16 protein-coding genes are annotated in these 13137 nt (G+C 60.6%); 7 read left to right on the top strand and 9 right to left on the bottom strand.

Annotation, left to right across the window (positions count from 1 at the left end; genetic code table 11):
* Positions 1-27: 27 nt before the first annotated feature.
* Both ACEPAJ_RS21645 and ACEPAJ_RS21640 read right to left on the bottom strand, forming a co-directional pair.
* Positions 28-264: a hypothetical protein gene (locus tag ACEPAJ_RS21645; RefSeq protein WP_425917807.1), complete on the bottom strand. Its 237-nt coding sequence runs from the start codon at positions 262-264 to the stop codon at positions 28-30.
* Positions 261-746: a GNAT family N-acetyltransferase gene (locus ACEPAJ_RS21640; protein ID WP_425917805.1), complete on the bottom strand. Its 486-nt coding sequence runs from the start codon at positions 744-746 to the stop codon at positions 261-263. Before ACEPAJ_RS21640 ends, ACEPAJ_RS21645 begins: the two co-directional genes overlap by 4 nt.
* 279 nt (positions 747-1025) lie before the next feature.
* Here ACEPAJ_RS21640 and zigA point away from each other — a divergent pair, with 279 nt between their 5' ends.
* Positions 1026-2231 carry a zinc metallochaperone GTPase ZigA gene (zigA, locus tag ACEPAJ_RS21635; protein ID WP_425917803.1) on the top strand — a complete coding sequence of 402 codons (1206 nt, stop codon included), beginning with the start codon at positions 1026-1028 and terminating at the stop codon, positions 2229-2231.
* Positions 2231-2875 (top strand): DUF1826 domain-containing protein, encoded by a 645-nt coding sequence (locus ACEPAJ_RS21630; RefSeq protein WP_425917801.1) that lies wholly within the window; start codon positions 2231-2233, stop codon positions 2873-2875. Before zigA ends, ACEPAJ_RS21630 begins: the two co-directional genes overlap by 1 nt.
* Positions 2876-3008: 133 nt before the next feature.
* Here ACEPAJ_RS21630 and ACEPAJ_RS21625 read toward each other — a convergent pair whose 3' ends face one another.
* Positions 3009-3362 carry an NADH:ubiquinone oxidoreductase gene (locus ACEPAJ_RS21625; protein ID WP_425917799.1) on the bottom strand — a complete coding sequence of 118 codons (354 nt, stop codon included), beginning with the start codon at positions 3360-3362 and terminating at the stop codon, positions 3009-3011.
* Positions 3363-3500: 138 nt separating this feature from the next.
* Here ACEPAJ_RS21625 and ACEPAJ_RS21620 point away from each other — a divergent pair, with 138 nt between their 5' ends.
* Both ACEPAJ_RS21620 and ACEPAJ_RS21615 read left to right on the top strand, forming a co-directional pair.
* The gene (locus tag ACEPAJ_RS21620) at positions 3501-4466 is read left to right on the top strand and encodes a CobW family GTP-binding protein (protein WP_425917797.1); all 966 of its coding nucleotides are present in this window, start codon (positions 3501-3503) and stop codon (positions 4464-4466) included.
* A gap of 56 nt (positions 4467-4522) precedes the next feature.
* Positions 4523-5401 carry an alpha/beta fold hydrolase gene (locus ACEPAJ_RS21615; protein WP_425917795.1) on the top strand — a complete coding sequence of 293 codons (879 nt, stop codon included), beginning with the start codon at positions 4523-4525 and terminating at the stop codon, positions 5399-5401.
* Positions 5402-5431: 30 nt separating this feature from the next.
* Here ACEPAJ_RS21615 and ACEPAJ_RS21610 read toward each other — a convergent pair whose 3' ends face one another.
* The 5 genes from ACEPAJ_RS21610 to ACEPAJ_RS21590 all read right to left on the bottom strand — a co-directional run bounded on the left by ACEPAJ_RS21610 (position 5432) and on the right by ACEPAJ_RS21590 (position 10213).
* Entirely contained in the window at positions 5432-5836 is a 405-nt protein-coding gene (locus ACEPAJ_RS21610; RefSeq protein ID WP_425917793.1) for a DUF3301 domain-containing protein, read from the bottom strand.
* Between the two features lie 29 nt (positions 5837-5865).
* On the bottom strand, positions 5866-6351 hold the full coding sequence (locus ACEPAJ_RS21605; RefSeq protein ID WP_425917791.1) for an acyl-CoA thioesterase: 486 nt from the start codon (positions 6349-6351) through the stop codon (positions 5866-5868).
* A gap of 211 nt (positions 6352-6562) precedes the next feature.
* The gene (locus ACEPAJ_RS21600; RefSeq protein WP_425917789.1) at positions 6563-7294 is read right to left on the bottom strand and encodes a substrate-binding periplasmic protein; all 732 of its coding nucleotides are present in this window, start codon (positions 7292-7294) and stop codon (positions 6563-6565) included.
* 55 nt (positions 7295-7349) lie between these two features.
* The gene (locus ACEPAJ_RS21595) at positions 7350-8717 is read right to left on the bottom strand and encodes a glutamine synthetase family protein (RefSeq protein WP_425917787.1); all 1368 of its coding nucleotides are present in this window, start codon (positions 8715-8717) and stop codon (positions 7350-7352) included.
* 104 nt (positions 8718-8821) lie between these two features.
* Positions 8822-10213: an aspartate aminotransferase family protein gene (locus ACEPAJ_RS21590; RefSeq protein WP_425917784.1), complete on the bottom strand. Its 1392-nt coding sequence runs from the start codon at positions 10211-10213 to the stop codon at positions 8822-8824.
* 122 nt (positions 10214-10335) lie between these two features.
* On the opposite strand from ACEPAJ_RS21590, the gene ACEPAJ_RS21585 reads away from it, so the two are divergent.
* Positions 10336-11106: an SDR family NAD(P)-dependent oxidoreductase gene (locus ACEPAJ_RS21585; protein ID WP_425917782.1), complete on the top strand. Its 771-nt coding sequence runs from the start codon at positions 10336-10338 to the stop codon at positions 11104-11106.
* 199 nt (positions 11107-11305) lie between these two features.
* Entirely contained in the window at positions 11306-11983 is a 678-nt protein-coding gene (locus ACEPAJ_RS21580) for a GntR family transcriptional regulator (RefSeq protein WP_425917780.1), read from the top strand.
* Between the two features lie 16 nt (positions 11984-11999).
* Here the strand turns inward: ACEPAJ_RS21580 and ACEPAJ_RS21575 are convergent, their stop codons facing one another.
* The gene (locus tag ACEPAJ_RS21575) at positions 12000-12410 is read right to left on the bottom strand and encodes an SMI1/KNR4 family protein (RefSeq protein WP_425917778.1); all 411 of its coding nucleotides are present in this window, start codon (positions 12408-12410) and stop codon (positions 12000-12002) included.
* Positions 12411-12541: 131 nt separating this feature from the next.
* Here ACEPAJ_RS21575 and ACEPAJ_RS21570 point away from each other — a divergent pair, with 131 nt between their 5' ends.
* Positions 12542-13135 (top strand): hypothetical protein, encoded by a 594-nt coding sequence (locus tag ACEPAJ_RS21570; protein WP_425917776.1) that lies wholly within the window; start codon positions 12542-12544, stop codon positions 13133-13135.
* The last annotated feature ends 2 nt before the right edge of the window (positions 13136-13137 follow it).

The raw sequence follows: 13137 nt of genomic DNA, 5'->3' as shown, positions 1-13137 counted from the left end.
CGTCTGATCGCGGCCAAGCCTTCGGGCTTAAGGTTTTCGCGTTTCCTGCAGCTTGGCCAGTAAGGCTTCACTTTGTGCCCGCTGCTCGGCTTCGCTGAGCTGTGGGTTTTCCAGCACGCTGTCGAGCTGCTCGATCAGCTCGCTTTGTCGGTTGATCCGCTCATCCAGTTTTTCCAACTTGCGCTGGTTATGCCAGGTCCACAGCGCCAGGGCGCAGGCGGCCAGCACAACGGCGGCCAGCACGATTATCGTCACGGTGTTCATCGCAGCTCCAGAGTTTTGCGCATCAGCATGCGCGGCAAAATAACAGCGTCGCGCGTCACCGTCTGTGCCTGCTGCACAGAAAATCCCTGGCGGGCAAAAAACGCCTGCGCCACCAAACTGGCCTCGGTAAACAGTTCGCGGGTGCCCACCGCCTGCAGACGTCGCTCCGCTGCGACATACAAGGCGCTGGCGACACCCTGACGGGCAAAGCCGGGTGCGGTAAATAGCAGATCGATATGGCCATCAAGGCTGAAGCCGATAAATCCGGCGATAAACGGACCATCTTCGGCGATAAGCAGCTCAAGTGAAGCAAGGCGTGTTTGCCAGGCAGGCATGTCCGCAGCCGCCGGAGCCCAGGCCTGACGCTGTCCTGCGTCGTAGTACTGGATGGTCAACTGGCTGACCGAGGCCTGAAACAGCACAACCATGGCCGGTAGGTCCTGGGCTTGATAGGCGCGCAAGGTAAGTTTTGGCGTTGGCATGGCTGGCATCGAAAAGGCAGTGAGCTGTAGCGACAAGCTTGTCAGATTCGTCAGGCTGTTGCGACTCAGCCACGGCTAGCGGTGCAGGCGGGAATGCCCTGGCGTATTTAATCGTTCCACGTGAAACCCCTATGGATACTGGCTCTCAGCCTGTTTTCGTGCGTTTAGTGCGAAAACAGGACAGGTCATTCAGCGGTCATCGAGGTTCTGTTAAACAAATTAAGTGTTATGTTATAACTAATTACTTGCCGTGTCTGATCAATGCTGGAGCTTCCTGTTATGCCCAATCGTCTTCCTGTCACCGTGCTGTCCGGCTTTCTCGGTGCCGGCAAAAGCACCTTGCTCAACGCCATCCTGAAAAACCGTCAGGGCCTGAAAGTGGCGGTGATCGTTAACGATATGAGCGAGATCAATATCGATGGCAGCGAAGTTCAGCGTGATGTCAGCCTGAACCGCGCCGAAGAAAAGCTTGTGGAGATGAGCAACGGCTGCATCTGCTGCACCCTGCGTGAAGACCTGCTGGAAGAAGTCGGTCGTCTGGCCCGTGATGGCCGCTTCGACTATCTGTTGATCGAATCCACCGGAATTTCCGAGCCGCTGCCGGTGGCCGAGACCTTTACCTTCCGTGGCGAAGATGGTCAGAGCCTGGCCGACGTGGCGCGCCTGGACTGCATGGTGACGGTGGTCGACGGGGTGAATTTCCTACGCGATTTCCACGAGGCCGAGAGCCTAGCCAGCCGTGGCGAAAGCCTGGGTGAAGAGGACGAGCGCTCAATCACCGACCTGCTGATCGAACAGGTGGAGTTCGCCGATGTGCTGCTGATCAGCAAGATCGACCTGATCAGCAGCCACGAGCGTGAAGAGCTGATGGCCATCCTCAATGGCCTGAATACCCACGCCGAAATCGTGCCGATGGCCATGGGCGCAGTGCCGCTGGAGAAGATCCTCAATACTGGTCGTTTTGACTTCGAGCGCGCCGCCCAGGCACCGGGCTGGCTCAAGGAGCTGCGCGGTGAGCATGTGCCGGAAACCGAGGAATACGGCATCGCCTCCAGCGCCTACCGTGCGCGTAAACCGCTGCATCCCGAGCGTTTCTTCAATTTCATCAACCGCGAATGGAGTAACGGCCGTCTGCTACGCAGCAAGGGTTTCTTCTGGCTGGCCAGCAAGTATCAGGAGGCCGACAGCTGGTCCCAGGCGGGCGGTTTGATGCGTCACGGTTTTGCCGGGCGCTGGTGGCGTTTTGTGCCGAAAAGCCAATGGCCAGAAGATGAGGAAGGCCTGCAGGCGATCATGAAAAACTGGCAAACCCAGACTGGCGACTGCCGCCAGGAGCTGGTGTTTATCGGCCAGAACATCGACTTCGCCCAACTGACCGCAGAGCTGGATGCCTGCCTGCTGACCGATGCGGAAATGGCCTTTGGCGTGGACGCCTGGCGAGCGCTACCCGACCCGTTTGGCCCCTGGCATGAGCAGGCCGCCTGATGCTGGCGCCGATGGTGCGCCAGCCATTGCAGCAGGTCAGCAGCGAGCAGATCGAGGTGCTCGGCGAGGTGCTGCGCGAAGAGGTCAACCTGGCCGTCTGGCAGCGCCAGTTGCCGGCGCAGATCAGTGATTTCGCCAGCGCCCTGTTAGCTCAGGGCGAGCCGCTGGGGCACTCCATCGTGCTGGAGCTGGCAAACCCGGAGAGCACACCGAGCCTCAGTGGCTTGGTCGATGGTTACAGCGATCTGCCGGGTCAGGCGGCTTTTCTGCAGGACTTGAGCTGGCTGGTCAGCGCGTATGCCTGCCTGTTCGATGCCAAACGCATCGGTCTACGCCTGCGCATTTTGGATAAGGCCATGTGCCCGCGCTTTCACGTTGATCATGTGCCGGTGCGGCTGATCACCAGCTACGCCGGGGTTGGCAGTGAGTGGCTGGCGGAAGGCGTGATGGCGCGCCATCGCCTCGGTGATCCGGCTGCCGAACCCAGCGATACTGCGTTGATCAAGCGCGCCGAGACCGGCCATGTGTTGCTGGCCAAGGGCGAGAAATGGAGCGGTAACGAGGGCGGTGGCTTGATCCATCGCTCGCCGCAACCACCGGCCGGTGAGCGGCGCTTGTTGCTGACGCTGGATTGGTTGGCTTGAATTCAGGCAAAAAAATAGGCTGCGGATAAAGCAGCCTTAAGTACCAGAAAGGCATACCGGCGCGTGACCCGGTATGCAGGGGAGAGGTACCCAAGACCACTAGAACATAGACAGGGTGACGCTTTGATGACGGTTAGCGCGCCATCCACACGCCCTTGCTCTGCTTTTCGCAGAAGGGCTTGAGGTAAGTTGCATCGCTGGCCACGCCGTAATAATGCACATCCTGCTTGTACGGCGTGCCGCCAACCGTGGAGTTTCGGCACACGCCGAAGGCCCCCATCGGACACTGCTCGACAAACTCCACGGCCACCTTCTGGCCTTTTAGCTGCGGCTGGCAGAAGCCAGTACGGAACAGGTTGGGCGGGATGCTGCGGTTCTGCTGGCAGACCTTCACATCCAGGCGCTCAGCCTGGCTATGCACCACACAGGCTTCGCCCCAGGCCAGGCTGGACAGTGAAAACAGGCTCAGCAGCAAAAAAGCGCGCATCAATTGACCCTCCAAAAATATGCCGGCGACTCTAGCATTTTAATCAGTCTGCGTAGGGCCGCATCCTCCGGTGCTGTAGACCGTTAGAATGGCCACAACCGAAATCTACTTCCTGATGGACAGTGGCAAGCGCCGATCATGCTGAAAAATATTCCCACCCATTTGATTGCCGGGCCGCTCGGTGCCGGCAAGACCAGCCTGATCCGTAACTTGTTAGCGCAGCGTCCTGCGCATGAACGCTGGGCGGTGCTGATCAATGAGTTTGGTCTGATCGGTCTGGACGCCGCGCTGCTGAGCACTGACGACGATGGCGTTGCCTTGGGTGAAGTGGCGGGCGGCTGCCTGTGTTGCGTCAACGGTGTGCCGTTCCAGGTCGGCCTGAGCCGCCTGCTGCGTCAGGCCAAACCGGATCGCTTGCTGATTGAACCGTCCGGCCTCGGCCACCCTCTGGTACTACTCGAACAGCTGCGCGAAATCCCCTGGGCTGGCGTGCTGGCGGTACAAGAGCCGTTACTGGTGCTGGACGCTCAGGCTCTGGCCGCAGGTGTTGCGCTGCCGGAGAGCCAGCGGGCGACGCTCAGCCGTGCCGGGCTGCTCCTGCTGAACAAGGCCGAAGGGCTGGATGATGCGGCCAAGGCGCGCATCCAAACGCAGCTGCCAACACGCCCGATCTACTGGACCCGTCAGGGCGCACTGCCGCTGGCAGCGCTGCCTGGCTTTAGCACCCAGGCCGATAGCGGCGGCACGCTGGATAATCTGCCTACGGCAGCGGCGCCATTGCCGCAGCTGTGGCGCAGTCCGAATGAGCCAATCTGCCAGATTCAGCAGCAGACCGAAGGCTGGAGCATCGGCTGGCGCTGGCACCCCAGCCAGCAGTTCGAGCTGATGCGCGTCCAGCAGTGGCTGAGCAGCTTGCCCTGGCGCCGCGCCAAGCTGGTGCTGCATACCAACGCCGGCAGGCTGTCCGCCAACGCCCTCAACGGTGATGCCCTGCATTGGCAAAACAGCGAATGGCGTAAGGACTCGCGACTGGAGCTGATTTTTAGCGAAGCGCAGGAGGCTGCTGCACTGCAGGTAGCGTTTGCACAATGCTTGCTGCCCTGAGGCGAAACGCCTGCGGGTGTTGATAAACTGCGCGCACTTTTTTCCGGATAACCACCATGCAACTGCTTCCCTGGTCCCATGACTGCTCTGCCGGTTTTACCCTGCGCGGTTGGCACACGCCGCCTTCAGGCAAGCCGGTGCTGCATTTTTTGCACGGTAACGGCTATTGCGGACGGGTTTATACGCCGTTGCTGCAGCTGCTCAGCGAGGATTTCGATCTGTGGCTGTGTGATGCTCAGGGCCATGGTGAGAGTGACCACGGCGGACGATTCCATGGCTGGAATCGCAATGCCGAGATGGCGGTGGAAGCCTTTTCCGCAGGGTGCGAGCGCTTTGCCGATGCTCCGGTGTTTGCTCTCGGCCACAGCTTTGGTGGTGTGCTGACCAGCCTGATGCTGGCCCAGCAGCCGCAGCTGTTTCAGCGCGCGGTATTGCTCGATCCGGTGTTGTTTAGCCCGGCGATGATCGGGGTGATGGCGCTGTCCGATGTGGTCGGCCTGAGCCGGCGTACCACCCTGGCGAGCAAAGCATTAAAGCGTCGCAGCAGTTGGCCAGACCGCGCGGCTGCACACGCTGCGTTGCATGGCCGGGGGATGTTTCGGGGTTGGACCGAAGAAGCCTTTAGTGCCTACATCCAGCACGCGCTAAAAGACAGCGAGAAGGGCGTTGAACTGAAATGCCGGCCAAGCCGTGAGGCGGATATTTTCAGCTCCATGCCCAAACGCTTATGGCCGTCGCTGGGCAAGGTGACGACGCCGACTCAGGTGCTTTACGGCCAGCGCAGCTATCCCTTTGTGGCTAAGTCGGTGTCGCGCTGGTGCGCCAGCAATGGCCATGTCAGTGCCCATGTGGTGCCGGGCGGGCATTGTTTTATGCAAGAGCAACCGGCCGACAGCGCCGCTCGCGTGGTGCACTTTTTATTGCAGCGTGATTAGCGATCAGTCGCGGCGGGGGATGAGGCGCTCTTAGTGGCGCGGCGTGCTGTCATCCGCGTCGTGCCGCTGGCTGCGCCATTGCTGCATTTCAATCACCTGAGCGCTGGGCGCCGGCGGTTCGCGAAACGGATGTGGGGCCAGTTCGATGCGCCCCAACTGCTTACCAAAGAGGGTGATGCTGCCGATATGCCGCTGCTCGCCTGTAACGGTGAACTCGAAGCCATACACCCGTGCCAGGCGTTTGCGGCCCCGGCCATCGGGCAACAGCGCGAGCCGGCGCAGCGCGACATTTTCATCAAGCAGCTCGATGTCGGCCTTGGCACAGTGCTGCTTTACCAAAGCCAGCGCGTGCTCACGCAGGCCATGGGCGTGCCACAGCCAGGCGCAGGCAGTGGCGAACAGCATCACGAGAAACACATCGAAGAGGTCGATCATGCGGGCTCCGGCAGCAGCAGGCTAATGGCTTAGGCTTCTGCTTGGTTAAGCGCCTGATAGCGCTGTTGCAGTTCGTGGCGAATCTGCCGGCGTTGCAGGCCTTGGCGCTGGCGGCGTAGGCCGTCCGGGGTGTCGGGGGTTAAGGTCGGAATAACCACGGGCTTACTTTGTTCATCCATCGCAACCATGGTGAAAAAGCAGCTGTTGGTATGGCGTACCGAGCGCTCGCGGATATTTTCTGTGATCACTTTGATGCCGACTTCCATCGAGGTGCGGCCGGTGTAGTTGACCGAGGCGAGGAAGGTCACCAGCTCACCGACATGGATCGGCTCGCGGAAAATCACCTGATCCACCGACAGGGTTACCACGTAGCAGCCGGCATAGCGGCTGGCGCAGGCGTAAGCGACTTCATCGAGGTATTTGAGCAGGGTGCCGCCGTGGACATTGCCAGAGAAATTGGCCATGTCCGGGGTCATCAGTACGGTCATCGACAGCTGGGCGGTTCCGGCTTGCATAGCATGCTCTGTGTAGGAGTTTGTCCAACCATATCAGCTGTCGTTGGCCGTTGGCTGTGTGTAAGAGGGTGTGGACCGTTGAAAAATTTTGCCGCGGCTGTTGGCGCAAGGCAAGGCAGGCGAAAAAACACGGTAAATGAGTATTTTGAGACGCCGTGCCCAGGCCTGTTTTTAGCACAGCTACTTCAAAGGTGGCCGTTCTAAAAAGCGGCTAAGGCAGGTTGAACTGCTGGCGCAGTTGACTTAACTGCGCGGCCTCCTCAAGCAGGAAAAGGTCAAAGCGTTTGATCAGGTCGGGGTGTTGGTGGCTACTCAGATGTAAGCGGGTATTGACCTGCGGCAGTTGCGGGTCGAGTTGCACGCGGCCTGGGTCGAGGCCCAGCTCGCGCAGCTGGTGTTGCACGACCTGCAGGTTGGCGTAAATAGCATCCAGGCGATTGCGCTCAAGCATGCGAATCAAGCTTTGGATGTCCTTAACCTCTACCAGTTCAACACCGCCCTGAGTCATGGCGCTGCGCCAGGCCTCAGCCGTAAAGCCCCGAATAATACCTAGGCGTTTGACTGCAGGCATACCTAGGCCCAGTCGCTCAGGACGCACCAATGTTGCTTCAACAACCTGCACCACTGGCTGGCTGTAATAAAGGGCCTTGCCGCTATTATCTGCGCGTGCCCATACCGGGTTATCAGGGAACAGTAGGTCAAGTTTTTGTTCGCCGAGCATGTTGCGGTATAGGCGATTGATCGGTTGCGGGTGCAGCTCCAGTTCCAGCCCTTCGCGCTTGGCAAAGGCGCGCAGCAGAGCGATGCAGTAGCCATCGAACCCTTGGCTTTCCACCGCACTGTAGAAGGGATAGTAGTCGTGATTCTCCAGGCCCACGCGCAACGTTTCGGCCGTTGCGAGTGCGCTGTACAGCCAGCAGGCCAGGATAATGCAGAGGCGCATGGGCCACTCCGGGGTGCTCATAATCTGTATAGCGTAGCGGGTATCGTTTAAGCCGTCAGGCGTGGGTTAGGTACCAACGCCAGTCCTGCTCGCCGACTTCGCCCATAAACTGGCGGAACTCGGCCCACTTGATCGCCAGGAATACTTTGAGGAACTCCTCGCCCAGTGCTTCCTTGGCCCAGGTCGATTGTTCCAGGGCGCGCAGGGCGGTCAACCAGTCGGTGGGCAGGGTTTCGCGTGCTTGCTCGTAGCCGTTGCCGATGATTTCTTCCCCCGGATCGATCTGGTTTTTGATGCCGTGATGGATACCAGAAAGGATCGCCGCCGCTGCCAGATATGGGTTGGCGTCGGCGCCGCAGATGCGGTGCTCCACATGCCGGCTCTTAGCTGGGCCACCGGGTACACGGAACGACACGGTGCGGTTATTCACACCCCAGCTCTTGGCCAGCGGCGCGTAGCTGTTCGCCTGGAAGCGGCGGTAGGAGTTGGCGTTGGGACAGAAGATCGCCAGAGCGTCATTCAGCGTGGCCATCATGCCGCCGATGGCATGCTTGAGCAGCGGCGTGCCATGCGGGTCTTCCGATGCCATCAAGTTATTGCCATGCTCATCAGCCAGGCTTACGTGCATGTGCATGCCGCTGCCGGCTAGGTCGCCGAATGGCTTGGCCATAAAGCAGGCTTGCAGCCCGTGCTTGTTGGCGACACCTTTGACCAGGCGTTTGTAGCGCACGCCTTCGTCGATGGCTTGTAACGCGTCAAAGCGATGCTCTAGGGTCAGCTCGACCTGGCCGGGGGCGTATTCGGAAATCGCCGTGCGCACCGGCAGACCCTGCACTTCGCAGGCGCTGTATAGGTCATCGAGGAACGGCTGCAGCTGCTCCAGTTCGTACACGCCATACACCTGCGGCGCTTGCGGGCGCACGCCGTTGGCTTGCAATGCGGGTTGCGGACGGCCATTGGCATCACGGTTTTTATCCAGCAGGTAGAACTCCAGCTCCACCGCCATGACCGGGTGGTAGCCGTCGGCCTTCAACCGGTCGATGGCGCGGATCAGCACATGCCGTGGATCAGCCGGCGCAGCGGGCAGGCCTTGGGTCGGGTGCATGCTTACCTGCAGCTGGCCGGTCGGTTTGCTACGCCAGGGTTGCAGGGTCAGGCTGCCGGGGATCGGGTAGGTCCAGCAGTCGGCGTCGGCCACTTCCCAGACCAGGCCGCTTTCTTCCACGTCCTCGCCCTGAATGGTCAGCGCCAGAATCGAGCTGGGCAGCGGTCGGCCGTTCTCGTAGATGGCCAGCAGTTCCTCGCGGTGCAGCAGCTTGCCGCGTGGGATGCCGTTGGCGTCGATCAGCATCAGCTCAATCAGACGCACTTCGGGGTGGGCGGCAAGGAAGTCGTGGGCTTCCTGGGGGTTGGCAAATTGCATGGTGGCGATCTCTGTAGGGTGGATGGCGCTTTATCCATCCACCGGGTGTCTCGATTGTCGGTGTGGCCTGTTGGTGGATGAAAAAGCGTCATCCACCCTACGGTCTATTCGCGGGCGCCGGGGATGGCCAGCAGCTCGGTGAGGGCCTGGTCGAGCATGCTGATCAACTGATCCACATCGTCCGCCGTGGTGCTTGTGCAGCACAGGGTCATGTTGTGGAACGGGGTGATCAGGATGCCGCGGTTGATCAGGTACAGGTGCAGGGCCATCTGCAGTTCGTCGTGGAACGCTGCTTCAGCCTCGGCGCCAGTCTTCGGCGACAAAGGGCAGAACTGAAATTCACTGCGTGCGCCCAGCTCGGTCACCGACCACTTGAGGTCGTGCTTTCCGATCAGCGAGCGGAAGCCATCGGCCAGGCGCTTGGCCAGCGGCAGCATGTGATCATAGGCGGCCTGGGTCATCACCTGTTCCAGGTTGGCGCGCATGCAGTGCATGGCTAGGGCGTTGGCGGACAGCGTGGTGCCCATACCGCTGTGGCCATGGCCGTGGCTGTTTTCGCTGGCGCGTTGACGAGCGGCAGTCATGGCCTCGGCCATCGCTGCGCTGCAGCCAAAGATGCCGCACGGCACGCCGCCTGCAATCGGTTTGCCGACCACGAAGAAGTCCGGCTCGAGGTTCCACAACGTGGTGCAGCCACCCATGTCGGTGGAGATGGTGTGGGTCTCGTCGATGATCAGCAGCGCACCGTATTTACGGGTCAGCTCGCGGCATTTCTGCATAAAGCCCGGCTCGGGCAGAACCATGCCGATATTGGTCATCGCCGGCTCGCAGAGCAGGGCGCAAACATCGCCTTGAGCCAATGCGGCTTCCAGCGCCGCCACATCGTTGAAGGGGATCGAGCGGCTGTGCTGGGTCAGGTCATAAGCTTGGCCGAGCAGACCGGAGCGCTGCACGGTTTCGCCATCGCGGTAACGCACCATCACATCATCCACGGTGCCGTGGTAGCAGCCGTCGAATACCAGCAGGGTGTTGCGCTCGGTAATCGCGCGGGCCCAGCGCAGCACGTAGCGGTTGGAGTCAGTGGCGGTAGCGGTGACTTGCCAGAACGGCAGGCCGAAACGCGCGGCTAGCAGCTCGCCGCAGACTACGGCGTCTTCACCCGGCAGCATGGTGGTCAAGCCGTTATTGCCTTGCTCGGCAATGGCCTTGGCGATCGGGTCCGGCGAGTGGCCGAACATGGTGCCGGTGTCGCCCAGGCAAAAATCAATGTATTCGTGGCCGTCGACGTCATAGAAGCGTGCGCCCTTGGCACGCTCGACGAACAGCGGCACCGGCGTCGACCAGTCGGCCATCCAGTGCATCGGCACGCCGCCGTACAGCGAGTTGCGCGCCCGTTCGGCCAGGGCCACGGATTTTGGATTACGCGCAATAAAACGCTCACGCTCGCGCTGGGCGAAAGCTTCTACGGCGGATGGGCTGATACCACTGGCAGTCATGTTGAACACCTCGTTCGAATATCTGCACATGCTATTTTGTGATCACAGAAAACTCAAGCGTTGGTTTGGTCAGGCTTTATTGCTAGATTAAACCCATATTTGTGATCACAGGATGTTGAGAAATGGTCTTTGAACAGCAAGTCGCGCTGATCAGCGGTGCGGGCAGTGAATCGGGCATCGGCCTGGCGATTGCCCGCCGCCTGGGCCGTGCCGGAGCGCGCGTGCTGCTGACGGCCAGCAGCGCGCGGGTCGAGCTACGCGCCGCGGAACTGTGTGCAGAAGGTATAGACGCACGCGCCAAGGCGGCGGACCTGACCGATGAGCAGCAGGTTGCCGAATTGCTCGACTGGGCGCAGGCGCAGTGGGGGCAGATCGACATTCTGGTGAACAACGCCGGTATGGCCATGCAAGGCAGCCCCGAGCCGTTCGCCGAGCTGGCGGACATGGAGCTGGCGACCTGGAACTTGTCCATCGCGCGCAACCTCGGCACTGCCTTTCTGCTCACCCGCGCGGTGCTGCCGGGCATGCGTACGCGTGGCTACGGGCGCATCGTCAATATCAGCTCGACCACTGGCACCCGCGGCAGCAACCCTGGTGAGGCGGCCTACAGCGCAGCCAAGGCCGGCATGCTTGGCCTGAGCATGGGCCTGGCGCTGGAAGTGGCCAAGCAGGGCATCACGGTCAACAGCGTGGCACCGGGTTGGATTGCTACGGGTTCCAGCACCGAGGAAGAGCGCCACGCCGCCGAGTACACACCTATGCGCCGCGCCGGACGACCTGAGGAAGTGGCGGCTGCGGTGGCTTTTTTGGCATCGCGCGAGGCCAGCTATATCACCGGCGAGGTTATCGTGGTGGATGGCGGTAACTGCCTGATCGAGAACAAAGCCCCCTGAGCGATTTTGCGTCGGTCAGGCGTTGTTGCAGGGATACTCGAAAATGCTCATTGACTGTTTTTCCAGTATCCCTGCGCCTAGCCTGCCTCTAGCAGCACCACTCAGGCCAATTTCCTGAATTTCGGAGAACCCCATGCATAACTGCTCGCTGACCCTCGCCCAACTCCCTGCACCGCCGGCACAAGGACGCTGCTGAACCATGGCCGACAACCTGCAGGATCAACTCTACCAACGTATTCGTGAAGGCCTGCTGGCTGGGCGTTTCCAGCCCGGCGAGCGCTTGAAAATCCGTGATCTGGCCGCTGAATGGGGCACCAGCCCGATGCCGGTACGCGCCGCTTTGCAGCGCCTGGTCGCCGAGGGCGCGCTGGAAGGCGAGCCGCAGCGCTCGGTGCGCGTACCGCCGATGACTCGCGAGCGTTACCAGCATATTTTTCAGGTGCGCTTAGGCCTTGAAGGCCTGGCCGTTGAGCTGGCCACGCCGCGCCTGACCCCAGCCGACCTGGCCGTGTTGCGTGACTGTGTGGTGCGTATGGATCAGGCCATCGAGCAGCGCCAGGTGCAGGCCTATCTGGATGCCAACAGCCAGTTCCACCTGCGCCTCTACAGCGCTTGCGGCAATCCGGTGCTGCTGCGCAGCATCGAGTCGCTGTGGCTGCAGGTCGGGCCGTTTTTCAATCGACTGTTCACCGAAGCTGACCTGTCGCTGCGCCTCAACGACTTCCATGAAGACGCCTTCAGTGCCATCGAAGCGGGCGATGGAAAAGCGGCGCGTGAGGCCATGGAGCAGGACCTGAACTACTTCGCGCGCTTTCTGCTTAACCTGCTGGATCTGGAGCAAACCGCCAAGCGGCCTGAGCGGCCTGAGCGCGCTTGACGGGCGGCGTGACGGCTTAGCTCTCCAACCACACGTCGCGCACCCAGTGCCAGACCGACTCCCAGGTTTCGTCTTCATTGATTTCAGTGGTGTCGGCTTCCCACAGCAGCACGGTGCCGTCTTCTTCCACTACGTAGTAGTTGCCGTGGTCTTCGCACAGCGGTACGAACTCGCGTGGTACGCCGAGGGACCAGGCGGTGGCAGCGACTTCTGGCAGGTAGGTGTGCGATTGCGGGTCGGCGGCGGTCACGGGCTCCAGGCGGCCGTAGACCACGTCGCTGACTTGCAGCAGGTATTCGCGCAGGGCATAGGGCAGGTGGATAAGGATCTGTTCCTGGATCTCCACCAGCACTTCTTCTTCCGGAAGTTCCAGCGGCACCGGCACGGGTTCGTTGAGTTCGCGCAGTTGTTCGATGACTTCTTCCACGGGCGTTGTCTCTTTTGCAGGTAATACGGGAGCGTCTTATACCCTAGACGGGTCTAAGCAAAAAGCTGGCAAAGTGCTATCGTCCAGCTCAGGTGGTCGTCAATTTTTTAACGTCACTAAATGGTCTAGCCATGAAAAGCCCAACGCAAGCGTCTGAAGACGGCGTCATCAGTGAGGAGCAGCGGCTGCAGTTGCTGACTGCGGCAGGCAAACGTAATCGTCTTTTCATTATTGGCGTGGCCGCGCTGCTCGGCACCCTTATGCTTATTTCGGCTGGGCTGAATATCTACAGCCTGTTCAGCGCCGATGATGCACCGCGTATTGAGGCACTGGAGCAACAGGTTCTAACGCTTGAGCAACGCTTGTCGGTGCAGCAAACCGCCCTGAGTAATCTGGAAGCGTTGCTGGCCAGTCAGCAAGCCTCGCAGCTGACCGGTTTGTTCGAGCGCGCGGAAAACCCTGACAGCATCGTTCAAGTGAGCAAGGTGTTGCAGGCTCAAGAACGTGACTATCAGCAGGTGATGCAAGGTTTAAAGGTGGGCATGCGCGACCTGGCCAATATGTTGCCGGGCTCACGTAGTTGGCTGGCGGATTACCAGGAAGTGATTGATCGGGCGCAGCTCAACAGCCGTAAGCGCAGTGAAGAGATTCAGGCCTGGAGCGATAAGGCCTTGCAACCGGTCCCGGCGGCCAAGCCGCCGGGCACAACTGTCGATCCGGGCTAAGG

Origin of the sequence: Pseudomonas sp. GWSMS-1 (assembly GCF_049847425.1) — a bacterium.
GTDB lineage: Bacteria > Pseudomonadota > Gammaproteobacteria > Pseudomonadales > Pseudomonadaceae > Aquipseudomonas.
Note: the sequence above shows the minus strand (reverse complement) of the source record. Positions and strands in the feature narration are given on the sequence as shown.